This window comes from Bacillus marasmi (assembly GCF_902168435.1).
Taxonomy (GTDB): domain Bacteria; phylum Bacillota; class Bacilli; order Bacillales; family Cytobacillaceae; genus Bacillus_BU; species Bacillus_BU marasmi.
Map to the genome: position 1 here is coordinate 22,931 of NZ_LR656164.1, position 22,085 is coordinate 45,015.

Sequence of the window (22,085 nt, forward strand, 5' to 3'; positions counted from 1 at the left end):
GGGAATACTATTATGCCCGGGCTATTTTCCATTTATGGAGTTATTTCACCACCACTATTATTTCTTCGGCTTCACATGGGTTACGAGACCATCATAATTTGTAATATAAAAATCTATCTGTGGCACTTCTTCTAATAAATGCTCCTGCACTAGTAAGTAGCCATTAACGCGACGCAAATGATCGTAAGGCAGTAGCGGGTATTCTTTTTTCTCACGTACATAGGCATCAACTGCTTTTTGGACCTTATCCATTAATGGAGGGATATGGGCCTCATGTTCCTCGAAAATCTCATAGGTTTCCTTAGACATAAAAAATTTTTGTGTAGGTTTTCTAGGAAGGTATCTAAGTAATTGGGAAAAATCAATGCTGTAGTCTTCGTTTACGAGGATTGTGCGGTATGTTCCATCTGGGAGGTTGTCAGAAAATTTACGAACCGCTTTAATAACATCTTCCTTTGTAATATCATCCTTAAATTTATCGACGTCGTGTTTAGGGCTTTTCTTTTTTGATTTAAAAAATGAAAAAATCGAAGTTTCTTCCTTTGTATCGGAACCGCTTCCAAAAGTATATATAGTGCGAGCAACTAACAACAAACAGCTTTTAGCCTGCAGTTCGGTAAAATACAACAAATCAAAGCTTAAGTGGATTTCTTCACGATCGTTGATAATGATGGGTTCTACTGCGACCATAGCCTCTGAATATCCCTGTAAGCGGAGCTCCGCCTCGACCACTTTAGCTATTTCTGCTGAATTTCCAACCGGGACGATGACTGTTGGAATTTCTCGATTCTCATCGTAGATAAAGCCTTCAGGTAGGTGGTCCTTTAAAAAGTACGTATATTCCCTTTGGAGATTTGCCTCATTTGATAACATCGGATTGCCTCCATTTCTCTAGTAAAATAATAATTTGAGTTAATCTAGGAAAATAGAATGTAATCATGATGTGCCTCTACTTCTATTTTACTCTCAAATTCTACAAATGTGGCAATAATTTCTAAACATTCTTTGCCTAGTTTTTCCCATTATGATAAACACTACGAAACACTTATAAACAATGCGTAATAATGAACATTCCGGATAATAAAAAAGAATAATATCAAGAGCTTTTTTGAAAATCACCAAGAAAATAAATTAAATTTTACAAATTTGTTAATATTTGAAAAAACTAGAAATATATAACAATTAGCAAATAATTAAGTGTATAATGATATTCGGACATAGTTAGTGATGTTTATCACTATTATATCGAATCATTCTATTTTAAAATGAACATTTGATGGCGAAATTGGTAACAATTACCTCGGTTGATAAGTAAGCGTTTCCAAAATGCTGTTTATTTCCATGGTAAGGAGGCAATTATGGAAGACCCAATTAATGTTGTGATAATTGATAATCATCCCTTTACGACGGAGGCCATTTCACATTTTTTCAAAAATGAAGAGATGGGGATTAAGGTGGTCGGTACGGTTACAGATGGGAGGAAAGCGATCGATTTGATTAATGAGACAAGGCCGGATGTCATTGTAATGGAACCATACTTAACGAATATCAATGGAATAGATTTAGCTGAGGAGATAAGTGATAAGTATAAAGACAAAATAAAAATAGTCATATTTGCTAGCTATGCATGTGAGGAACTTACAAGAATCTTATATAAAATAGGCGTTCACGCTGTTGTTCTTAAGGAAGAGCCGTTTAAAATGCTGATTAATGCAGTCAAGCAAAGCTATTTAGGTAATATATTGCTGTCTAATCGGAAAATATTTAAGCAAAATCATCATCAATTATCGATGACTGAAATAGAAATTCTCCAATTAATTTCTCAAGAGAAAAAGAACCATGAAATTGCCAAGCAATTAAATATGAGTAAACGAACGGTTGAATACCATATAACCTCTATTTTTCAAAAGCTAGACGTGGATTCTAGGGTAGGTGCGATTATGAAGGGAGCACAAAAGGGCTTAATTTACGTTTAAGTCTGTTTGCAAAGCTAGATACAAAGATTTTTTTTTTGCGTTTATTGCGGAATCACGCAAAAAGAATACGAAAATTACCTCTATAATTGTCGGAAAATACGATGTTTTGAAAAAATGATTAGGAATATGATGTATATAACAAATCGAAATGGTTTTAGGAAGAGTAAAATCAACCAGATTCATTTGTAATATGAGCTCGGAGGTGAAACAAATGTTAGCATTAGGACTATCTTTAGCAGCAGTTCTTGATTTAACTCCAGTTGTAGGTCTTGTGGGTGCACTTTTAGGCGCATTACTATAGTTCTTTCTAAATAAAGATGGAGGTGAAATGAATGTTAGCATTAGGATTATCTTTAGCAGCACTTCTTGATTTAACTCCAGTTGTAGGTCTTGTTGGCGCACTTCTAGGCGGATTACTATAATCCATACATAATAAGTTTTTTAATGAGTCTTTCAGTCATCATACTGAAAGGCTTTTTTTCATTACTGCACATCAAACAAAATGTGGAAACAGATACCTTATTAAAATGAAATTTGGTATACTATGCCTATCATACATGAAGGTCGTGAAGTGGTGGCAAAAAAAAGAGTAGAAAAAAACCGATTAACATCTGTCCAGTTAATCGTTTTATTTTATTTGGCAGCTATAATCATCTCAACCATTTTGCTGAGTCTCCCTATAGCACATCAACCTGGGGTTAAATTGTCATTTGTTGATGCACTATTTACAGCTGTTAGCGCGATTAGTGTGACGGGCTTAACCGTGGTATCAACAGCGGACACATTTAATTCAACAGGTTATTTCATTCTTGTATTCATTCTTCAGCTTGGCGGAATTGGAATCATGACGCTGGGGACATTTGTTTGGATAGTATTTGGGAAGAAGATTGGTTTGAAGGATAGACAATTAATTATGATTGACCAAAATCAGTCGACATTTGCCGGTTTGGTCCGATTAATGAGGCAGATATTAGGTATTATAATATCCATTGAAGTTCTAGGGGCAGTCATTTTAGGTGTGCATTTCTTGAAGTATTTTGATTCGTGGCAGCAGGCCTTTATTCAAGGGCTATTTGCCTCAGTCAGTGCCACAACTAATGCAGGCTTTGATATAACAGGGACGTCGTTAATACCCTTTGCAAATGATTACTTTGTCCAAGCTATTAACATGATATTGATCATCCTTGGCGCAATTGGTTTTCCAGTCTTAGTTGAAATAAAGGATTTTTGTCTCCATAAAGGTCCAATCCCATATCGGTTTACACTTTTTACTAAATTAACCTCGACCACCTTCTTTTTACTTGTAGGTTTAGGTACTATTCTGATTCTCCTATTTGAGCATAGTCACTTTTTCTCAGATAAATCATGGCATGAATCCTTTTTTTATGCACTCTTCCAGTCGGTATCTACAAGAAGTGCCGGACTCGCAACGATGGATATGGCAGATTTATCTCGTCCAACGATTCTTTTATTGAGTGGAATGATGTTTATTGGAGCATCACCAAGCAGCGTTGGTGGAGGGATACGAACAACCACCTTTGCCATCATGGTATTAAGCATCTTCTTTTATGCAAGGGGAAAGGATTCGATAAAAATTTTCGGGCGCGAGGTAGATCCAAAAGATATACATAAAGCATTTATTGTTGTATCCACAGCATTGATAATTTGGTGTATTTCGGTTGTAATGATTAGCTATTTAGAGCCAACAAATAGTCTTACGGAAATTATTTTTGAGGTCTCTTCCGCATTTGGAACAACTGGTTTTTCTTTAGGGATTACTCCATACTTAGGTGCTAGTGCAAAGTTTATTCTTGTCGCATTGATGTTTATCGGAAGAATTGGCATATTCTCTTTCCTATTTCTCATCCGCGGTAACACCGTAATTGAGCAATTCCATTATCCAAAAGAAAAAGTAATTATCGGATAATAACTGAATATTAGTTTGGAAAGCAGTGACTTGTGGAAAATTCCACTTTGTCACTGTTTTTTTGTTATGAATAATTAAATGTTTTCGAAATATATAGAAAATAGTTGACTCACCTATTAGTTAAAAGGAAAATGGAAATAGGTTAAAAATTATATTTATATAACGAAAACTTTGTCGTTACCCAGATTAATATTCTTTTCTAACACTGAAAGGGGGAAGATGATGCTTAAGGCTATCCAACAAGTGTTTTTTATTTTTATCTTAATATTATTCTTAGCAGCACTTCCGACTATTGTTGGTATTAATCCAGCTGAAAAAAGTTTACATTGGAATTGGAGTTCACTACCAACTGCATATGGTGATTTTATTGAGGAAATAAGTAGTGGAAGCCTTGGTACATATCAGGTTGGATCACAACAAAGGCAAATTGCTGAAGATATTGGTGGTCATTTTACAACAAGCTTGCTGATTATCCTATCGGGTGTCAATCTAGGCGTCTTTATAAGTCTAGTGCTTGGGATATTTTTAAGCAGGTTTAAACTGATTCGCCTTTTCAATACTCTGTTAAATGGACTAGCAGCAATACCCGATTTTATTATCATCATATTATCGCTCATATTAGCTGTTAAGGTTTATAAAATTACTGGTATACGAATTATTTCGTTACGATCAGACGGGGGAGCATTAAATTTATGGTTCCCGATTGTGCTTGTGGCGATTGCCCCTACATTATATTTATATAAATTAATTGCCGTGAAGTATTATCAAATCAGTGGTGAGGACTATGTGCGAACAGCAGTGGCGAAGGGAATGCGAATAAATTATATTAATTTTCAACACGTGTACAAAAATATTGAGCCATTTATTCTAGCTGAGCTGACAAAAGTGATCTCATTAGCGATAGGAAATTTATTTATCATTGAATATTTATTAAATGTTTCAGGAATTACAAAATTTATTTTTCTTAGTAAAGAGCTTCAGCCTATTGCAATTGGTTTGTTTGCGATGTTGATTATTTCCTTTGTTGTTTACTTATCAGTTAGGATTGGTCTTTATTTGTTTAAACGAGGGTTTATTTATGAATAAGCTGTGGCGGATAAATTATTCTTTTTATGTTGGAATTATTCTCGTGACCCTACTAGTTGTCCTATCAATACTCGGACCTACACTCGCACCGTATACATTAACTGAAATTCTCGAAACGCATTATTCAGATGGACAGGTTATAGCTCCACCGTTAGAGCCGTTTGAGTCGAAGGAATATCCATTTGGGACTGATAAATGGGGTTATGACCTATTGACGATGATTCTTTTTGGTATTCGTCATACTATCTTTATTTCGTTAGTGATTACCATTATTAAAATGTCGATGGGGACCGTGATAGGGATTTATATTGGTACTTGGAAAAAGACACCTGGATGGCTTGAGTCGATTGAAAACTCATGGAGTTATGTTCCATTATTTTTGGTGTTGTATTTCTTTTTAAAACCAATAAATTTTGGTAATCAAATTCATCCATCCATTTTGATTGGTTATTTCATCTTAATTACCTCAATGATCAGCATACCAAGTATTGTTTCTTCTGTGAGGAAAAAAACGCGTGAAATTGAAAAGTCAGTGTTTATAGAGGCTGCCCGCGTCTTAGGGGCAAATCGACATCGAATCATTTGGAAACACATCTTTCCGCAAATGAAAGAATCACTACTAGTAATGTTTGTTTTAGAAATTGTTTATGTCATTACGATTATGGGGCAATTAGCCTTGATGAATATCTTCATTGGTGGAACAATCGTCAGATACGACCCACTCATATACTTATCAGTTACGAAAGAAATATCTGGATTGGTCGGACAGGCCCGTGGAAACCTCTTTGGTACACCACATATTTTAATTGTTCCGCTGATTGTGCTATTAATCATCACCGTATCGTTTAGCCTTCTCGCTAATGGATTAAAGAATCGCTATCAGGCTAATTATCAGCGGACCTCATGGATTAAAACAGGCTTTGAGCCAAGATTTGTTCCGGTAAGGGTACAATATAGCAGCAAGAAACGTCTAAGGCTTACTGGTGAAAAACTGTTAGTTTCCCTGTTTGTTTTGTCAGTATTGGGTGCAAGTAGTTATCTTTATACCACTTTTGCGGCTGAAGAAGGAATAAGAACTGTCAGTAAAGCAAAAGGAGTTGAAAATGGAAGTTTTGCGAAATATCAGCTTCAACTGAAAATGTTAAACTCCGGGACGTTTTCGTCAACTGCAAATATTACTGTGAAAAATAAATCAAATAAAGAGTGGAATGAACTCGTCTTTTATTTCATTCCAAATGCTTTATCGAAGGCGAAGTCGTTTGAGTCAGTAGCAGACTATACAGAAATTAAGATGAAGAGCATTACGATTGATGGTGAAGAAGTTAACTATTCACTGGAAAATGATTTGTTAAAAATCATGCTGGAAAAGAAGTTGGATAAGGGTGTTGATGTTAACGTAAAGATTACGTACACTTTTACGGTCTCTAAGGAAGGTAACGGCTTTTTTACTGCGTCAGGTTCATATTATCTTGGTCAATGGTACCCAATGCTTGCTACCTTCCAAGATGGTCGCTGGAATAAAGCAGATTATAAGGAAGGATTTAAAAGCTATCACACTGATTTTTCCGACTTTACCGTTCAATACAATCTGCCAAGCGGATATCAGCTTGTTTCTTCAGCAGATAAGGACGCAGAAATAAAAAGCAATGAGGGAACGGTAGAGATTAGCCGTGTTCGTGAATTTTATCTCGCTATTTTAAAGCCAAACATGAAAGTGTATAAAACAACCAGTAACGGCGTAGAGATTCGTTTATTTTCAAGACAAGACCATGATGAGAACCCTGAGAATGCAATAATCATAGCAAAAGAGGCATTAAACTTTTTTCAAGAAAGAATTGGAAAATATCCACATCGACAGCTCGATATTTTATTGGCCGAGGGCTATTCCCATGAGTATCCCGGTGTTGTAATGGTGGATCCGTATCATGATAGTGACGGGTCATTTAAGAATACGTTAATCCACGAGATTGCCCACCAGTATTTTTACGGTGTTGTTGCCAATGATTCTTATCAGGAAGCTTGGCTCGATGAAGGCTTTAGTGAGTTTGCGACTAATCTTTATTATTATATACACGAAGGACAAGGAAAGTACCAAGCAATGGGCGTGTCTTATAATCGTATGAGTGCGATTCAAAATGCTGGTTTAGGAAGACAATATTCCAATGTGCCATTACCGGAAAACCAGCATCCGGGCTATATTTTAGGACAACCAGCAGTTCAGCTTTTCAATATGATTGAGGAAAAATATCGATATAGAGAGAAGGATTTTTCAATTGTCTTAACTGAGTATTTAGCTGATTATTACCAACATTTCCAGTATCAACAAGTGGACACATCGGCATTTATTCGATTTACGAAGGATTATTTTCATGTTCCAACTGGGTATTTTAATGAATGGCTTGATACGACTAAAATAAAAGAGTAAGGAAGAATGTCTTGTACCAATGGTGCAGGGCATTTTTTTTGAATGATTTTATTAAAAAGGTCAATCCTAATTATAAATAATTGAGAGGTAAAATTCCGATGGATACAATTAAACCTATAAAAATAAATGCTAGAAAAGCAAACAAAATGGTGTTTACAGAACCACTTACTGCTGCAGAAGTTGGTAAGCTTTGGGCGACCTACATGGGCAATAGCATGTCAAAATATATCCTGAAGTATTTTCTGAAAAATTGCGATGACACTGATATAAGAAAAGTGCTCGAAAACTCGCTGAGTCTGTGTGAAGATTTTATCGTTAGGATTGAAGAATTTCTTAAAAATGATAATCGGCCAATTCCAGATGGATTCACAGAAAATGATGTAAACTTAGAAGCACCAAGGTTATTTTCCGATGAGCTTTACTTAAATTATTTAAAATACACTGGTAAAGCTGGTCTAGGGCTATATGTTATTGCGATTCCATTGGTGACCCGCCTTGATGTTCGCGAATTTTACACGAATGTGATTGATTCTACAGTGCGTTTGTTAAATCAAGTTAATGATTTAATCTTAGATAAGGGATTTCTTTTTAAAATCCCTGTCATACCTATTAACGATAAGGTTGAATATGTTGAAAAAAAGAGTTATTTGAGCGGATTTATTGGAAAAGAAAGACCTTTACATGCACTTGAGGTGGCACATCTTTGTGATAATATCGAAAATAACGCAGTAAGTAAGGCACTGTTAATTGGTTTTGCCCAGATTGCCCGAAGTGATCAGGTGAGAAAATATTTCCAAAATGGTAAAGGGATTACGTCAAAACACATTGATGAATGTGCTCACATCCTTCATAAGGAAGATATGCCATCACCGCCATTGATAGATGATTTGGTGACAACTTCAACAGAGTTTACCTTTTCAGACAAGTTGTTGATGTTTCATAAAATTGATATGTTCTCGATGCGAATTCGCTCCTACGGAAATTCCATGTCAGTTAATGGTCGACATGATTTAGGATTGTTATTCACGAGAATGCTCTCGGAAATAGGTTTATACGTGAATGAGGGTGCTAATATCTTTATCGAGAATGGTTGGATGGAAAAACCGCCACATGCCGCCAATCGTAATGACTTGATAAATAGAACTCATCAAACTGACAAATAGACATGACCCAAATCTTTTCACGGTTTGGGTTTTTTTAATGAAAATATGCCAAGGCTTTGCTTCCCTCATGTATAATGGTAAGCAGAATTAGTATGATTATTGAAAAAATACATTGGGTTGTTTTTTTGTATTTTTTACAAAGAGGTTGATAGAATGAGTATTTTAAAAATTAGAGATATTGTTGTTGGGGAAGGATTACCAAAAATCATCATTCCGCTCGTTAGTGGAGAAGCCAATCATTTGCTAGAGGAAGCAGAGTACGTTAGGCAGCAACTCCCAGATATCGTAGAATGGCGTGTGGATTTATTCAATCAAGTTGATGAATTAGAATCGGTTATGGAAATGTTAAAACAGCTTAGAGGATTATTGATGGAGATACCATTGCTATTTACATTTAGAAGTCATCGTGAGGGTGGCAATAAAGAAATAAGTGATGCTTTTTATGCGGAATTAAATATTGAAGCGATAAAGTCTGGATACATAGATATGGTCGATGTGGAGCTGTTTAATTCTGACGAGGTAAGAGACAGTGTGAGTGCAGTGGCAAAACAAAATCAAGTTGTTGTCGTTATGTCCAATCATGATTTTTCCAAGACTCCTGATAAGGAAGAAATTATTAATCGGCTTCGGAAAATGCAGGTATTAGGGGCTGATATTCCCAAAATAGCTGTTATGCCGAATAATGTTGCTGATGTAATAACGCTATTAGATGCAACGAATACGATGAAAACACAATTTGCTGACCGACCTATTATTACAATGTCGATGGCGGGGACAGGCGTGATAAGCCGCTTAGCTGGCGAATTATTTGGTTCCGCATGTACTTTTGCTGCGGGTAAATCTGCGTCTGCTCCTGGTCAAATACCTGTCAGTGACTTGCGTTCAGTATTGGACATTTTTCATAAAAGTATGCGATAAATGTTTCTACTGTTTTGATAGTGATAATCATCACTACCTCCATTATACATCCAAGGTAAGATGAATGTAGAAAAAATCATTCAACACTTTTAACTGCAGGAGGTATGTGGGAATGTCTGAGAAATTAGTCCAAGAAGTATATGAGGTCCTTGAGGAAGTAATGGATCCTGAGCTTGGTATAGATATTGTGAATCTTGGTTTAGTATATGAAGTGAAGATCAACGAAGAGAAAGATGTAGAAATCGCAATGACAATGACATCTATGGGCTGCCCAATGGCAGGGCAAATCATTAGTGATGCGAAGTTTCATTTAAATGACAAAATTGAAGGATTACGGAGCATCGACATCCAAATTGTTTGGAGTCCGCCATGGTCCAAGGAAAAGATGTCTCGTTATGCAAAAATCGCACTTGGAATTCGTGATTGAGAAAAACAACCTGTTTCCATTCTGGCTATTTTGTACTAAAATAAAGAACGTAATAACAAAAACTGTTCAATCGACAATAATATTTAGACGACAAAAAATGTTTTGTGATTTTTTACTATAGTTTTTTGGTCATTAATGTGGATTGAAACGGAGGAATAGCATGTTTTGGAACAAAATTGATGGCATTAATCTATGGAAGGTCAACCGAATTTTTAACAAGCTTGCCCTTTCGAGAGCTTACTTCGAAGAAAAGCTTACTAACGGTAGAGTTGTTATAGAATTGGCACCTAAAAAAAACCGTGAACTTACGAAACAATCGACACAGCGGGAAATAGAAGAAAAAATTAAGGCTACAGAAGGCTTTGAAGTTTTTCGACTATGCTTATTAGAAGATTGCAAGCCAGTTTATAAGGAAAAAATGACGACTTATGGAGTATCCAGATGGTTGGAGATTCCATTAAAGTAAAAAAATAACTACCTGTCCTATAATGGGGCGGGTTTTCTTTATGATTAACGAAAAGGAACATTGCAAACATTGAGGATGAAAGTTAAGATTAAAATTAGGGTTTATTTTGATGGTAGCAAAGAGAGGAATTATCAATGAATAACATATTTAAAGATGAAGTAACATCTCGGCGTACGTTTGCAATTATTTCCCACCCTGATGCCGGGAAAACAACTTTAACTGAAAAATTACTATTATTCGGTGGGGCAATTCGTGATGCAGGAACAGTAAAAGCAAAGAAGACCGGAAAGTTTGCCACTAGTGACTGGATGGAAATTGAGAAGCAACGTGGAATTTCCGTAACCTCCAGTGTCATGCAATTTGATTATTTAGGATTTCGTGTAAATATCCTTGATACTCCAGGTCACCAAGATTTCAGTGAGGATACGTACCGGACCTTAATGGCTGTTGACAGCGCAGTTATGATTATTGATTCGGCCAAGGGGATTGAGGACCAAACAATCAAATTATTCAAGGTTTGTCGGATGCGAGGTATCCCGATTTTTACATTTATTAATAAATTGGACCGCCAGGGGAAAATGCCGCTAGAATTATTGGCTGAACTTGAAGAAGTTCTTGGAATTGAATCATATCCAATGAACTGGCCAATCGGAATGGGCAAAGAATTCCTTGGTATTTACGATCGTTATTATAACCGAATTGAGCAATTCCGTGTGGATGAGGGAGAACGATACATTCCGTTAAATGTTGATGGTGAAATAGATGGAGATCATTCACTAAAACAATCGGGTCTTTATGATCAAACACTTGAAGAAATTATGCTCTTAAATGAAGCTGGTAATGATTTCTCTGCAGAGCGAGTTCAAGACGGCACATTAACACCGGTCTTTTTCGGTAGTGCATTGACCAATTTTGGTGTGCAAACCTTTTTAGAAACGTACTTAAAGTTTGCACCAGCACCACAGCCACGTCAATCCTCAATTGGAGAAATCAGTCCTTTGTCAGAGGATTTTTCAGGCTTTATTTTTAAAATTCAAGCGAACATGAATCCAGCACACCGTGATCGAATTGCGTTTCTCAGAATTTGCTCAGGTAAATTTGAACGAGGAATGTCTGTAAATCTTGCCCGTACCGGAAAGCCAATAAAGCTATCGTCATCAACTCAATTTATGGCTGATGATAGAAGTACGGTTAATGAAGCGGTAAGTGGTGATATTATCGGACTCTACGATACAGGTACGTATCAAATTGGTGATACATTGACAACTGGAAAGCAAAACTTTGAATATGAGCGTTTGCCGCAATTTACTCCAGAGCTTTATGTAAGAGTCAGTGCGAAAAATGTCATGAAGCAAAAATCCTTTCATAAAGGAATTCAGCAGCTTGTTCAAGAAGGTGCGATTCAATTATTTAAAACTTTAGCTACTGATGATTATTTACTTGGTGCAGTAGGACAACTGCAGTTTGAGGTATTTGAACACCGCATGAAAAACGAATATAATGCTGAAGTTATTATGGAACGCTTAGGTTCTAAGGTTGCTCGTTGGATTGAGAATGAAGAAATCGTCAATGATAAACTATCAAGCTCGCGAAGCTTGCTTTGTTTAGATCGCTTTGAAAATAAAGTGTTCTTATTTGAAAATGAATTTGCGTTAAGATGGTTCCAGGATAAGAATCCAGATATTAAATTATATAATCCCATGGATATTCATCAATAAAAAAATGATTATGCCTGCTGCGACTAAAAAAGTTGTGGCAGGCTTTTTCATTTTTGTAAAACATCTGGATATTTCTTTATAAACTTTTGTAAAGTTGTACATTCTAACCATATAAAATGTCGGAGGTAACTAAGAATGATGGAATGGATTAACCGTAGCTGCTTGTATATTACAAATACTGAATTTGCATTCATACATTTAACATAATATGAGTACAAAAATTAAAGTAGGAAAATTAGAGGCCGTCCTTTGGAATATCGCACTGCCGGGATTTAGTCAAATTTTAATGGGACACGTAATCAAAGGATTATTTTTTGTCATTTCTGAAATGGTCATCAATATGTATGGCAATTTTAATACAATCATCATGTATAGCTTCCTAGGTCAATTTGATAAGGCAATCCACGGTGCTAATTACCAATGGTTAATGTTTTATCCTTGCTTTTATATGTTTTCACTTTGGGATGCATATCGGCTTGCGATGCCAGAGACAGAAAAAAGATCATATTTACCATTTGTATTTGGCGCGTTTTTTGTTACCGTTGGTCTAATGATTTCACCAAAATTTAAATTATTTGATGTACTTTTGGGTCCTGTATTTTTACCGATGCTGTTTTTAATACCTGGACTCCTAGTTGGTTTTATTCTAAGAATGATTATTTTAAAGTTTGAAAATCAACAGTGAATAAAGCTCTCTTTTCTAGGTTTAGAAAAAATAATTATGTGAAGCAGATCTACCCCCAGAAACAGGCTTCAAGATGGGAATTCTTTATTTGAAAATATAAAATATCAATTATTGCCATCTTTGATCCCCTAAATTCAAATACAAGTGCAATATGTTATAATTGTTGGGGTCAGAGAGGTGAGATCATTGTTTGGATTAATTTTTTTAAAGAAAAAAAGAAAAAATACTATAGAAGAAACTGTAGCCTTAATTCAACAAGGTGATCGGACCCTACAAAATGAGTTAATCGATGCTTATAAACCATTCATCGCCAAAACCATTTCGGCTGTTTGTAAGCGATATATATATGAGACGGATGACGAATTTAGTATCGGTTTAATTGCCTTCAATGAAGCAATTGAAAAATTCAGCCCTGAAAAGGGAAAATCTCTGTTAAGTTTTGCAGAAGTAATTATCAAGCGACGAGTGATTGATTATATTCGTAAAAATACAAAGGAAAATAGTCTTCGTTTCGATGCTGGTGGAATAGATTCACAGGTGGATGATGATATTATTGGAAAGTCAATTGAGAATGAGCTTTCTATTGACTATCATCGTCAAAAGCAAGAAGAAGAAAAGCGAAGAGAAGAGATTTTTCTATTTCAGTCACGGCTTCAAGCGTTTGGTCTCTCGTTTCAAGAGATCATAGAACAAGCACCAAAGCATGCTGATGCACGATTAAATGCAATCATGATTGCTAAACTTATTCATGAAAAGCCTGAATTGACTGACTATCTATATGAGAAAAAACGATTACCAATTAAAGAATTGGAAAAATACGCCCAAACGAGTCGCAAAACAATTGAACGAAATCGTAAATATATTATAGCGATGTCGATAATTCTCTCTGAAGAATTTTATTATTTACAAGATTATCTAAAAGGGGTGATAAAGGTGTGAAAACGGGTATAATCCTAGAAATTGATGAAAAATATTTAACCTTACTAACCCCTGATGGTCAATTTATGCGCTCTAGGAATATGGAACATCCTTATCAAATTGGTCAGGAGATTCAATTTGTACCCATCCAAGAGTCGGCTCGCAATCCGATAAAATGGTACAGTACAGCTAAAGGTAAAGCGTTAGCGGCAGCTGCATTCGCCATTATGGTCGGCGCTTCGACCTTCATTCCAATTTATCAAAGTAACCAGGTGTACGCTTATATGACTATTGATGATGGAGCTAGTATTGAATTAGAGGTAAACAAGGAGCTAGAAGTTATTGGAGTCATACCTTACAACGATAAAGGAGAGAATGTTGTAAAAGCCATTGACGACTGGGAAGACCAAAACCTTTCAGATGTTTCAGAAAAAATCATTACTGAAATTGAGAAGCAAGAGGTTGGTGATGGTGAAATTGTTATGAGTTCAACTTTTCTTGATAATACATCAAACAAAAAGGTAGAAAAAAAGCTTGAGCAGGAAATGACTGTGATTCAATCAGTTGTCCGAGAGCATAAATCTTCAGTTACACATGTCGAGGGAACCAAATCTGAGCGGAAAAAAGCGAAGGAACAAGGTATAACGATAGGAAAGCTAAAGGAAAAAGAGATAACTAAAAAATCAAAAGAAAAACAACCAACTAATGATAATACTCAAGGGACAAGAGGGCAAAAAGGGAAACAACTAACGAATGAAAACCAACAGCATAAAGAGAAAAAGAATCAGAAGGATAACCAGAGCCCAGCGAATGATGAGGCTAAAAATAATCGTCAAAACAAACAGAAGAATCCACGAAATCAAGATGCCGAAAGAAACAATACAGATAATCAGCAAAATAGACAAAACAATCATAAACAAATACCAAATCAAGCTCCAAAACAACAACGAAATCAGGAACCGTCATGGAAAGAGCAGCAACGCCAACAAAATCAAAATGTTAATAATCAAGATATCTATCAAGGAAAGCAAGAAAAAGAAAAGGGAAATCAAAGATAAAAGTCCGGGTTGTCCACCGGACTTTTTTCCATAGCTATATTTTATTGATTGTTTCTGCCGGACATTTGCGCTTGAGCCTGTTTAACGAGACGTTTGGTTATTTCGCCACCAACCGAACCATTTGCTCTTGAAACAGTATCCGAACCTAATGTTACTCCAAACTCTTCAGCAATTTCGTATTTTACCTGATCTAAAAACTGTTCAACTCCAGGAACTAATAATTTATTACTGTTCCGTGCCATTTTACTCACTCCTTACACAATGTACAGAGAGAAGATCTCTGTAGGAGTAGTTTGTGGGAGAATAGCGAATTGATGTATGGTAATTTTAACAATCTTTTTTAATAATGAACGAGTTTCTACTATATATATGGTTGAAGAAAATAATAAAAAACCTCCAGATTGGAATTGGAGGTTTTTTGTTATTTATATTAGTTCTTGTTTTTTTGAGCATATTCGAATGCTTCTAATAATAAATCGACGATGTGCACGCCACGTGAAGTTTTACTTAAGCCTTCTCTTTCGATACCAAGCTTCATTTGTAATAAGCAGCCTGGATTAGACGTCGCGATTGTTGTTGCTTGTGTGTCACGAACTCGGTCCATCTTATAGTCAAGGAATTTCATCGACATTTCTGATTGAATAATATTATAAATACCAGCTGAACCACAGCATCGATCTGCTTCAACCATTTCGTGATAGTCAACACCCTTGATTGCTTTTAGCAAGATTCGTGGATATTGAGAAGCTTTCATAACGTTCTTTAAGTGACAGGAATCTTGATAAGTGATTACCTGGTAAGGTAAGCGTAGATCTCTTTTATGGAAATCAAGGGCAACTAGAATCTCACCAACATCCTTTAACTTATTAACGAAATCTTTTGCGCGATCTTTAAATTCTGGATCATCATGTAGTACGTGATCGTATTCGATTAAGAATGCACCGCAACCACCGGCATTCGTAATGATATAATCTACATTCATATCTTCGAATGCTTTAATATTCTTACGAGCCATTTCCTTTGAATTATCTTTTTCACCGTAGTGACCATGAAGAGCTCCACAGCATGCTTGATCATCAGGAATAACGATTTCACAGCCGGCATGCTGCAATAATTCAATCGTTGATTTATTGGTTTCATAGAACATTGTATCCATTAAGCAACCTGTAAAAAACGCCACACGTTTTTTCTTTGTACCGATTGCTGAAAACTCGTTAGGACGGCTTAACATTTCTTTACGTGTTGCAATTTTCGGTAATACACGTTCCATCGTTGCAATCGTATCAGGGAATAATTTCATCACTCCAACAGAGCGCGCAACTGTTTGTAAACCTGAGCGCTGATAAAAACCAATAAGGTTAACCAATGTTCTCATATTGTTTTGCTTAGGGAAAAGATGGTCGAATACTACTTTACGAACAACTTTCACTGGAGCTGAGTATTTTTTATTTTGCGCGATACAGTCACGAGCTTGTTCAAGTAAATGGCTATAGTTAACACCTGATGGACAAACAGACTCACAAGCGCGGCAACCTAGGCAAAGGTTCATAGAATGTTCGAAGTCCTCATCCGGTTCAATTAAACCGTCAACTACTGCTTTCATTAAAGCTACACGGCCACGCGGAGAATGGGACTCTTGAAATCCAGATTCAATATATGTTGGACAGGAAGGTAAACAGAATCCACATCTCGCACAGTTATAGAGGTCATCCTCATTCATCTTATCCTTGAATGATTGTTGGATTATTTCCCGTTCTTTTGCTGTTGTCATCTTGAGATCACCACACGGTTTCGGTTATTTTCTAGGAAGACTTTCCCAGGATTAAAGATATTGTTTGGATCTAATGCATCTTTAACTGATTTCATTGCAGCTACGCCTTCTTTTCCTAACTTTAATTCTAGGTAAGGTGCTTTTTCAGTACCGATTCCATGTTCACCGGAAATCGTACCACCAAGCTTAACTGCAGCTTCAAAAATTTCAGCAAATGCTTGCTCAACACGATGCATTTCTTCTTTATTACGAGAATCGGTTGGGCAAGTTGGATGAAGGTTTCCGTCACCTGCATGGCCGAATGTACAAATTTGAACATTGTATTTTTTCGCAATTTCATTGATTGCTTTAACTAAGTTTGCAACTTCAGATCTTGGAACTGTTGCATCCTCTAGGATGGTTGTTGGTTTTAAGCGAGCAAGAGCAGATAAAGCGGTACGACGAGCCGTTGCAAGCTGGTCAGCTTCTGCGTTATCCTTTGCAACTTGGATAGAGGTTGCATTTTCGCTCTTACAAATTGCTGCGATTTTTTCCATATCACGTGCAACGATCTCTGCTGGACCATCTTGCTCGATTAGCAGAACCGCTTCAACATCAGTAGGAAGTCCGATTTTTGTAGCAGCTTCAACAACTTCAATTGTTGCTTTGTCCATGAACTCTAAAGTTGTAGGAATGATTTTAGCAGCGATAATTTTTGATACTGTTTTTGCCGCTGATTCAACATCTTGATATAGCGCTAAAGCAGTCTTTTTCGTTTCTGGTTTTGGTACTAATTTCAAAATCGCTTCAGTAATAATTCCAAGAGTTCCTTCAGAACCAACCATTAAACGAGTAAAATCATAACCAGCTACGTCTTTAGCTAACTTACCGCCAGTTTTGATAATATCACCATTTGCTAAAACAACTTCTAAACCAATAACATAATCACGAGTAACACCATATTTTAAACCACGAAGACCGCCTGCATTTTCTGCGATGTTGCCAACGATAGTCGAAATTTTAACCGTACCTGGATCTGGCGGATAGAATAAGCCTTCTGCTTCAACGGCTTTAATAATATCCATTGTGATTACGCCAGGCTCAACTGTAATTGTTAAATTTTCTAAATCAAGTTCTTTAATTTTATTCATATGTTTAAATAGCATGACAATTCCGCCTTGAGTTGGCGTACAGCCACCACTAAGGTTTGTACCAGTACCGCGAGAATAAATAGGAACAGATAGCTCATTACAGATTTTTACGATTTCAGAAACTTCTTTTGTATTACGGGGACTAATGATTGCATCTGGCATTGCTTGTTTTACAGGTGTTGAATCATAAGAATAAGAAGCTCTTCCAACTTGTGAATCGTCATAGTTTTCTTTGCCAACTATAGCAATAAAACGTTGTGCTACATCTTTACCTATCATGTTGATTCCCCCAAATGATTATTAAGCGCTTTCATCAATTCTGACGAAAAATGTCGAATTGACTTATTACTATTCTTAGTATAAAAAAAAGGAATAAGATTTTCTATGGATAATTCAACAAAAAAAAGCCCTTAATAGGCTAGTTTTTTGTTTTTTCGTCCAATAATTGCAGACTTAAATAGAGGATTAGTAAATCATGAATGTTTGCAGGATCGAGGTTCGTTAATTCATGCACTTTTTTTAATCGATAATGCAAAGTATTGATATGTACGTGGAGCGCTGAAGCGGTGTTTTTTAAAGAATGATTATTTTGAAATAATATTTTAAGGGTGTGAATTAATTCTGACTCCTTCTTTATTGGACCAATTGTTCGTTCAATAAATATCAGTTTTGTATCCTTTTTAACATCATCTAAAATCATTTCAATTGTTAAGTCTTCATCAAAAACAATACTTGAAAGCTTTATGCTGGACCTCAAGGCCCGCTCAGCTTGGTTATATGATTGTTTCATGTCCTTCGCTACTACGATCTGTCCGATTCCAATCGACAACTGGGAGTGGAGGTTTTCTTCAAGAAAGTGTTGAAAGGATGTTACAAAGGATAAAATTTGCTCGCGATTTTCCTGATTATAGATTTCTCTTAACAAAAGAATACGATTATTTCCCCAACGAATCAAAATATCGCCTTTTTTTGCATGATTCCACCTTGAAAAGGTGCTATATATGTCGCGGAGGAGTAGGTGCTCGTATTGATGTAATTCAAGCATGATAGCTTGTCTCTTGCTTGAAAGTTCAACATTAAGAAGCTTAGCTTGATTTAAAAAAACGGAATCCCATTCTCGATTTTGCAGCCAATCAAAAACAAACGCTTCAAGTGAACGAGATTGTAGTTTAAGCTGTTCTGCGTAATAGTTTTCACTAACAATCATTTCTGTCATTTTTCGGATGATTTCTCCAAAGGGGGCAACCTTAGCTGGATCCCCTGTAATTCCTATCACACCAATGACATCTCTACGAAAGAAAACAGGGAGGTTGATACCAGCTCTAACACCAATCATCTTCTTTGCCTCTGCCTCTAAAATGATTAAAGTATCTTTTTTTTCTATTACCTTTAATGCTCCCTGATGGAAATTGCCAATCCTTTCTTCGTCAGTACTGGCAATGATAATACCTTTAGTATTGACGATAATAATGTCTTCGCCAATCAGTTTCTTTACATCTTTTACTATTTTTTCTGCAATCTCTGGGAATAGCATGACAAATTCCCCCCGTGTCTATTTTGATGATAATTATAAGGGATATCGTGTACGATGAGCAGAACCTTCACAAACTTTCCATAATTCGATTGAGAAAAAGTTGAAATAACCCGTAGGAGGCCCCGCGGGTTAATCAATCGTTGTTTTGACGTGAAAGTGAATTGGCAAGACATGTAGAACTTTCATTCATCTTTGTTTCGGTGCGTTATTTAATTTAGTCCTTTCCGTTACTCACATCTTTTGTTGGATGCATAAAAGGCTGTGCTTGAGGGACTCTCTTGCTCTCGATTAACTCACGGTTTTCAGTTGTATTCCAGCCAATATCATTTGTTGGATGGATCCATTCGTCACCAGCCATAATTGCTGGATCCGTATCTTTATTCCAAGACTCTAAAGGAGACTCTGGAGAAGTATATTTACTGTCACCAATCGTGACTCCAAAGGAATTGACAAACGGAGGCTGCATGTTTATTCCCGTTCCTTTAAAGCTCGGTGCGCTAATTTGGTGTGGGAGTGTTTCATCAATTGCCATTCGATTTCGTGATTCTTGCTCTTCCTTCATATAAATCATCCCCTTTTGATCTTATTTTTTGATATTTGCTTGATTTTATAAGCAAGAAAGGACTAACGAATTATGGTAATTGAAGTTGCGAATTATTTTTAATTGGAGGATAACACTAAATTCGAAACTATTTTTTCTTGATAAGGAGGATTTATTATGGCTAAAAGAAAAGCTGCTTACAATGCAGTTGAAAAATACAGCAAAACTCCACATAAAAATAATGAAGAGGTCGAGTTTTCAGCAGAATTTGCAAGAGGTGAAAACCCGATGAAGGGAGCAAACCGAAACTCGAAACAAGGACGAAAGGGGAAGGGAATGCATAATGAAAGACCACTTGAATAATAATAATCGAAATGATACCAATGCAAATGTCGAATTTGGTATTGAGTTTGGTGATATTAATGGAGCGAAATTACTTGAATATCCTTTTATGAATCAGGATCATGCTAAAAAGAAACAGAAGAAAAAGAAAAAGTAAAAAGGATCAACTCATCTCAACTGAGATGAGTGATCCTTTTTATTATTGTAAAGTAAATAAATGTGCAGTTGTAGTTTCTGGCTGATAATAGGCGAGTAATTTGAAATTACCTTCCACGATAGAATTACTTTGTAAGTACTCATCGAGATTAAAATGGAGCTGTTCCATGACAGTTAATTTGTATAAATCCTTTTCAGACAACTTAAAGGCAGCAAAATCTTTGCCTACTAGTTCAGGTGACACTAGGATTTCCTGATAGATTTCAGAACGTTCCTGTTTAGGTAAGCGCTCCTCCCACCAAAGTTTTCTTGGTTTATACTTTTGATTTCGTAAATAATCATACTTCATCAGGCCTTCAATGATTGAAAAATCAGTAAGGTTCTGCTGGGATAAAAATTGGTGCAATCTAAGGTACAAATCCTCTAATTGGTGCCCAATTCTTGCCCAACCTTGCTCATCCCAAAAGCTACCGAATTGTTGGAAAAAGTCAAACGGAGATGGAAATACCCGTGATACTAAATATTCAATGGTCGTATCCATGCGGTGGTCATTCCAATATTTTTCTAAGACATCCTCTACTTGTTTAATTGAGATAATTTCCTCAAAGGTTAATACATTATTACCTAATATTTCATATGGAGGAAAATCCATATAAATATAGTTGTACTGGCTAGCTTGACGTCGCAAACCTGTCCCGTGCAGCATTTTTAAAAATCCTAACTGGAGCTCTTCGGGACGAAGTGCAAACACATCATTAAATGTTTTACGGAAGCTTTGGTAGTCTTCTTCAGGTAGACCTGCAATTAAATCGAGATGTTGATCGATTTTGCCCCCATCTTTAACCATTGTGACCGTCCGTTTGAGCTTTTCAAAGTTTTGCTTGCGTTTGACGAGTTCATTTGTGAAATCATTTGTTGATTGAACACCAATTTCAAATCGGAATAATCCAGGTGGTGCGGTTTCATTTAGAAACTGTATGACTTCCGGGCGCATAATATCGGCAGTAATTTCAAATTGAAAAACTGTTCCGGGAGCGTGTTCATCAATTAGAAATTGAAAAATATCCATTGCATAGCTGCGGCTAATATTAAAGGTCCGATCAAGAAACTTAATCGTTTTCGCGCCATGCTTCATTAAGTAGCGAATATCTTCTTTAATTTTTTCTCGATCAAAATAGCGTACCCCAACCTCAATTGATGATAAACAGAACTGACAGTTGAATGGACAACCCCTGCTTGTTTCGATATAAGCAATTCGTTTTGATAGATGAGGAATGTCCTCTTCAAATCGAAAAGGTGATGGTAAGTCACGAAGATCAATTTTTTGAATGAGATGATTTACGACTATTTCCCCAGCTTGATTACGGTACACAATCCCTGGTACTGAAGTAAAATCAAGCGAGTTTTCGATATGTACAAGCAATTGCTTGAAGCTTGCTTCACCTTCTCCTGTAACAATAACGTTAATCTCTGTGATACGCTTCATTAATTCCTCACCATCATAGGACACTTCAGGTCCTCCGAGTACAATGATAATTTCAGGGTTGATTTTTTTAATCATTTGAATGACTCTGATGGTTTCTTCGATATTCCATATGTAGCAACTAAATCCTAATACTTGAGGTCCTTTTTGAATGAGGTCCGTCACAATTCGCAATGCAGGATCTTTTATGGTGTATTCGGGTATTTCTATTGTATATTCCGGGGCGCTGTATGCTTTTAAATAGCGAATCGCCAAGTTGGTATGGATGTATTTAGCGTTAAGTGTGGTACAAATGATTTTCATATGTAAAACTCCTTAATAAAAAATAGCCATTGTAATTATAGTCTAGTATGGACGAAAT

21 protein-coding genes are annotated in these 22,085 nt (G+C 36.3%); 14 read left to right on the plus strand and 7 right to left on the minus strand.

Annotated elements, in window-relative coordinates; all coding sequences use genetic code 11:
• Positions 1–57: 57 nt before the first annotated feature.
• On the minus strand, positions 58–873 hold the full coding sequence (locus tag FXW34_RS00115; RefSeq protein WP_147531662.1) for a DUF3939 domain-containing protein: 816 nt from the start codon (positions 871–873) through the stop codon (positions 58–60).
• 485 nt (positions 874–1,358) lie between these two features.
• On the opposite strand from FXW34_RS00115, the gene FXW34_RS00120 reads away from it, so the two are divergent.
• The 12 genes from FXW34_RS00120 to FXW34_RS00175 all read left to right on the plus strand — a co-directional run bounded on the left by FXW34_RS00120 (position 1,359) and on the right by FXW34_RS00175 (position 14,767).
• Positions 1,359–1,976, plus strand: a complete 618-nt coding sequence (locus FXW34_RS00120) for a response regulator transcription factor (RefSeq protein WP_147531664.1) — start codon at positions 1,359–1,361, stop codon at positions 1,974–1,976.
• Positions 1,977–2,520: 544 nt separating this feature from the next.
• Positions 2,521–3,903, plus strand: coding sequence for a TrkH family potassium uptake protein (locus FXW34_RS00125; RefSeq protein ID WP_147531666.1), 1,383 nt, complete (start codon positions 2,521–2,523; stop codon positions 3,901–3,903).
• A gap of 222 nt (positions 3,904–4,125) precedes the next feature.
• On the plus strand, positions 4,126–4,989 hold the full coding sequence (locus tag FXW34_RS00130) for an ABC transporter permease subunit (protein WP_147531668.1): 864 nt from the start codon (positions 4,126–4,128) through the stop codon (positions 4,987–4,989).
• The gene (locus FXW34_RS00135) at positions 4,982–7,414 is read left to right on the plus strand and encodes an ABC transporter permease subunit (RefSeq protein WP_147531670.1); all 2,433 of its coding nucleotides are present in this window, start codon (positions 4,982–4,984) and stop codon (positions 7,412–7,414) included. Before FXW34_RS00130 ends, FXW34_RS00135 begins: the two co-directional genes overlap by 8 nt.
• A 98-nt stretch (positions 7,415–7,512) precedes the next feature.
• Positions 7,513–8,577 carry a DUF3231 family protein gene (locus tag FXW34_RS00140; RefSeq protein WP_147531672.1) on the plus strand — a complete coding sequence of 355 codons (1,065 nt, stop codon included), beginning with the start codon at positions 7,513–7,515 and terminating at the stop codon, positions 8,575–8,577.
• Between the two features lie 153 nt (positions 8,578–8,730).
• Positions 8,731–9,495 carry a type I 3-dehydroquinate dehydratase gene (gene aroD, locus FXW34_RS00145; RefSeq protein ID WP_147531674.1) on the plus strand — a complete coding sequence of 255 codons (765 nt, stop codon included), beginning with the start codon at positions 8,731–8,733 and terminating at the stop codon, positions 9,493–9,495.
• A 112-nt stretch (positions 9,496–9,607) separates the two neighbouring features.
• Positions 9,608–9,922, plus strand: coding sequence for a metal-sulfur cluster assembly factor (locus FXW34_RS00150; protein WP_147531676.1), 315 nt, complete (start codon positions 9,608–9,610; stop codon positions 9,920–9,922).
• A 160-nt stretch (positions 9,923–10,082) separates the two neighbouring features.
• Positions 10,083–10,388 carry a hypothetical protein gene (locus FXW34_RS00155; protein WP_147531679.1) on the plus strand — a complete coding sequence of 102 codons (306 nt, stop codon included), beginning with the start codon at positions 10,083–10,085 and terminating at the stop codon, positions 10,386–10,388.
• 134 nt (positions 10,389–10,522) lie between these two features.
• Entirely contained in the window at positions 10,523–12,106 is a 1,584-nt protein-coding gene (locus FXW34_RS00160) for a peptide chain release factor 3 (protein ID WP_147531681.1), read from the plus strand.
• Positions 12,107–12,314: 208 nt separating this feature from the next.
• Positions 12,315–12,791: a hypothetical protein gene (locus FXW34_RS00165; protein ID WP_147531683.1), complete on the plus strand. Its 477-nt coding sequence runs from the start codon at positions 12,315–12,317 to the stop codon at positions 12,789–12,791.
• Between the two features lie 177 nt (positions 12,792–12,968).
• Positions 12,969–13,730 (plus strand): RNA polymerase sigma factor SigI, encoded by a 762-nt coding sequence (gene sigI / locus FXW34_RS00170; protein ID WP_246140784.1) that lies wholly within the window; start codon positions 12,969–12,971, stop codon positions 13,728–13,730.
• The gene (locus FXW34_RS00175) at positions 13,727–14,767 is read left to right on the plus strand and encodes an anti-sigma factor domain-containing protein (protein WP_187118787.1); all 1,041 of its coding nucleotides are present in this window, start codon (positions 13,727–13,729) and stop codon (positions 14,765–14,767) included. Before sigI ends, FXW34_RS00175 begins: the two co-directional genes overlap by 4 nt.
• Positions 14,768–14,808: 41 nt before the next feature.
• Here FXW34_RS00175 and FXW34_RS00180 read toward each other — a convergent pair whose 3' ends face one another.
• The 5 genes from FXW34_RS00180 to FXW34_RS00200 all read right to left on the minus strand — a co-directional run bounded on the left by FXW34_RS00180 (position 14,809) and on the right by FXW34_RS00200 (position 19,764).
• Positions 14,809–15,009, minus strand: a complete 201-nt coding sequence (locus FXW34_RS00180) for an alpha/beta-type small acid-soluble spore protein (RefSeq protein WP_147531689.1) — start codon at positions 15,007–15,009, stop codon at positions 14,809–14,811.
• A gap of 188 nt (positions 15,010–15,197) precedes the next feature.
• Positions 15,198–16,538: a (Fe-S)-binding protein gene (locus FXW34_RS00185; RefSeq protein WP_147531691.1), complete on the minus strand. Its 1,341-nt coding sequence runs from the start codon at positions 16,536–16,538 to the stop codon at positions 15,198–15,200.
• Positions 16,535–17,947, minus strand: coding sequence for a glycolate oxidase subunit GlcD (gene glcD, locus FXW34_RS00190; RefSeq protein WP_147531693.1), 1,413 nt, complete (start codon positions 17,945–17,947; stop codon positions 16,535–16,537). The genes FXW34_RS00185 and glcD overlap by 4 nt, the downstream gene beginning before the upstream one ends.
• 139 nt (positions 17,948–18,086) lie before the next feature.
• Positions 18,087–19,202: a CdaR family transcriptional regulator gene (locus FXW34_RS00195; RefSeq protein ID WP_147531695.1), complete on the minus strand. Its 1,116-nt coding sequence runs from the start codon at positions 19,200–19,202 to the stop codon at positions 18,087–18,089.
• Positions 19,203–19,416: 214 nt separating this feature from the next.
• The gene (locus FXW34_RS00200; RefSeq protein ID WP_147531697.1) at positions 19,417–19,764 is read right to left on the minus strand and encodes a DUF3905 domain-containing protein; all 348 of its coding nucleotides are present in this window, start codon (positions 19,762–19,764) and stop codon (positions 19,417–19,419) included.
• A gap of 156 nt (positions 19,765–19,920) precedes the next feature.
• Here FXW34_RS00200 and FXW34_RS00205 point away from each other — a divergent pair, with 156 nt between their 5' ends.
• Positions 19,921–20,106, plus strand: coding sequence for a hypothetical protein (locus FXW34_RS00205; RefSeq protein WP_147531699.1), 186 nt, complete (start codon positions 19,921–19,923; stop codon positions 20,104–20,106).
• Positions 20,087–20,242, plus strand: a complete 156-nt coding sequence (locus FXW34_RS22765; protein WP_187118788.1) for a hypothetical protein — start codon at positions 20,087–20,089, stop codon at positions 20,240–20,242. Before FXW34_RS00205 ends, FXW34_RS22765 begins: the two co-directional genes overlap by 20 nt.
• Positions 20,243–20,284: 42 nt before the next feature.
• Here FXW34_RS22765 and FXW34_RS00210 read toward each other — a convergent pair whose 3' ends face one another.
• Positions 20,285–22,027, minus strand: coding sequence for a B12-binding domain-containing radical SAM protein (locus FXW34_RS00210; RefSeq protein WP_147531701.1), 1,743 nt, complete (start codon positions 22,025–22,027; stop codon positions 20,285–20,287).
• Positions 22,028–22,085 lie beyond the last annotated feature (58 nt).

Bases quoted from the DNA above. Each gene is read 5' to 3' on its own strand.
- FXW34_RS00115 (WP_147531662.1), bottom strand. From the start codon at position 873: ATGTTATCAAATGAGGCAAATCTCCAAAGGGAATATACGTACTTTTTA.
- FXW34_RS22765 (WP_187118788.1), top strand. From the start codon at position 20,087: ATGAAAGACCACTTGAATAATAATAATCGAAATGATACCAATGCAAAT.
- FXW34_RS00125 (WP_147531666.1), top strand. From the start codon at position 2,521: ATGCCTATCATACATGAAGGTCGTGAAGTGGTGGCAAAAAAAAGAGTA.
- glcD (WP_147531693.1), bottom strand. From the start codon at position 17,947: ATGATAGGTAAAGATGTAGCACAACGTTTTATTGCTATAGTTGGCAAA.
- FXW34_RS00200 (WP_147531697.1), bottom strand. From the start codon at position 19,764: ATGAAGGAAGAGCAAGAATCACGAAATCGAATGGCAATTGATGAAACA.
- FXW34_RS00210 (WP_147531701.1), bottom strand. From the start codon at position 22,027: ATGAAAATCATTTGTACCACACTTAACGCTAAATACATCCATACCAAC.
- FXW34_RS00180 (WP_147531689.1), bottom strand. From the start codon at position 15,009: ATGGCACGGAACAGTAATAAATTATTAGTTCCTGGAGTTGAACAGTTT.
- FXW34_RS00130 (WP_147531668.1), top strand. From the start codon at position 4,126: ATGCTTAAGGCTATCCAACAAGTGTTTTTTATTTTTATCTTAATATTA.
- FXW34_RS00140 (WP_147531672.1), top strand. From the start codon at position 7,513: ATGGATACAATTAAACCTATAAAAATAAATGCTAGAAAAGCAAACAAA.
- FXW34_RS00150 (WP_147531676.1), top strand. From the start codon at position 9,608: ATGTCTGAGAAATTAGTCCAAGAAGTATATGAGGTCCTTGAGGAAGTA.
- FXW34_RS00155 (WP_147531679.1), top strand. From the start codon at position 10,083: ATGTTTTGGAACAAAATTGATGGCATTAATCTATGGAAGGTCAACCGA.
- FXW34_RS00120 (WP_147531664.1), top strand. From the start codon at position 1,359: ATGGAAGACCCAATTAATGTTGTGATAATTGATAATCATCCCTTTACG.
- FXW34_RS00135 (WP_147531670.1), top strand. From the start codon at position 4,982: ATGAATAAGCTGTGGCGGATAAATTATTCTTTTTATGTTGGAATTATT.
- FXW34_RS00195 (WP_147531695.1), bottom strand. From the start codon at position 19,202: ATGCTATTCCCAGAGATTGCAGAAAAAATAGTAAAAGATGTAAAGAAA.
- FXW34_RS00205 (WP_147531699.1), top strand. From the start codon at position 19,921: ATGGCTAAAAGAAAAGCTGCTTACAATGCAGTTGAAAAATACAGCAAA.
- FXW34_RS00160 (WP_147531681.1), top strand. From the start codon at position 10,523: ATGAATAACATATTTAAAGATGAAGTAACATCTCGGCGTACGTTTGCA.
- FXW34_RS00165 (WP_147531683.1), top strand. From the start codon at position 12,315: ATGAGTACAAAAATTAAAGTAGGAAAATTAGAGGCCGTCCTTTGGAAT.
- FXW34_RS00185 (WP_147531691.1), bottom strand. From the start codon at position 16,538: ATGACAACAGCAAAAGAACGGGAAATAATCCAACAATCATTCAAGGAT.
- aroD (WP_147531674.1), top strand. From the start codon at position 8,731: ATGAGTATTTTAAAAATTAGAGATATTGTTGTTGGGGAAGGATTACCA.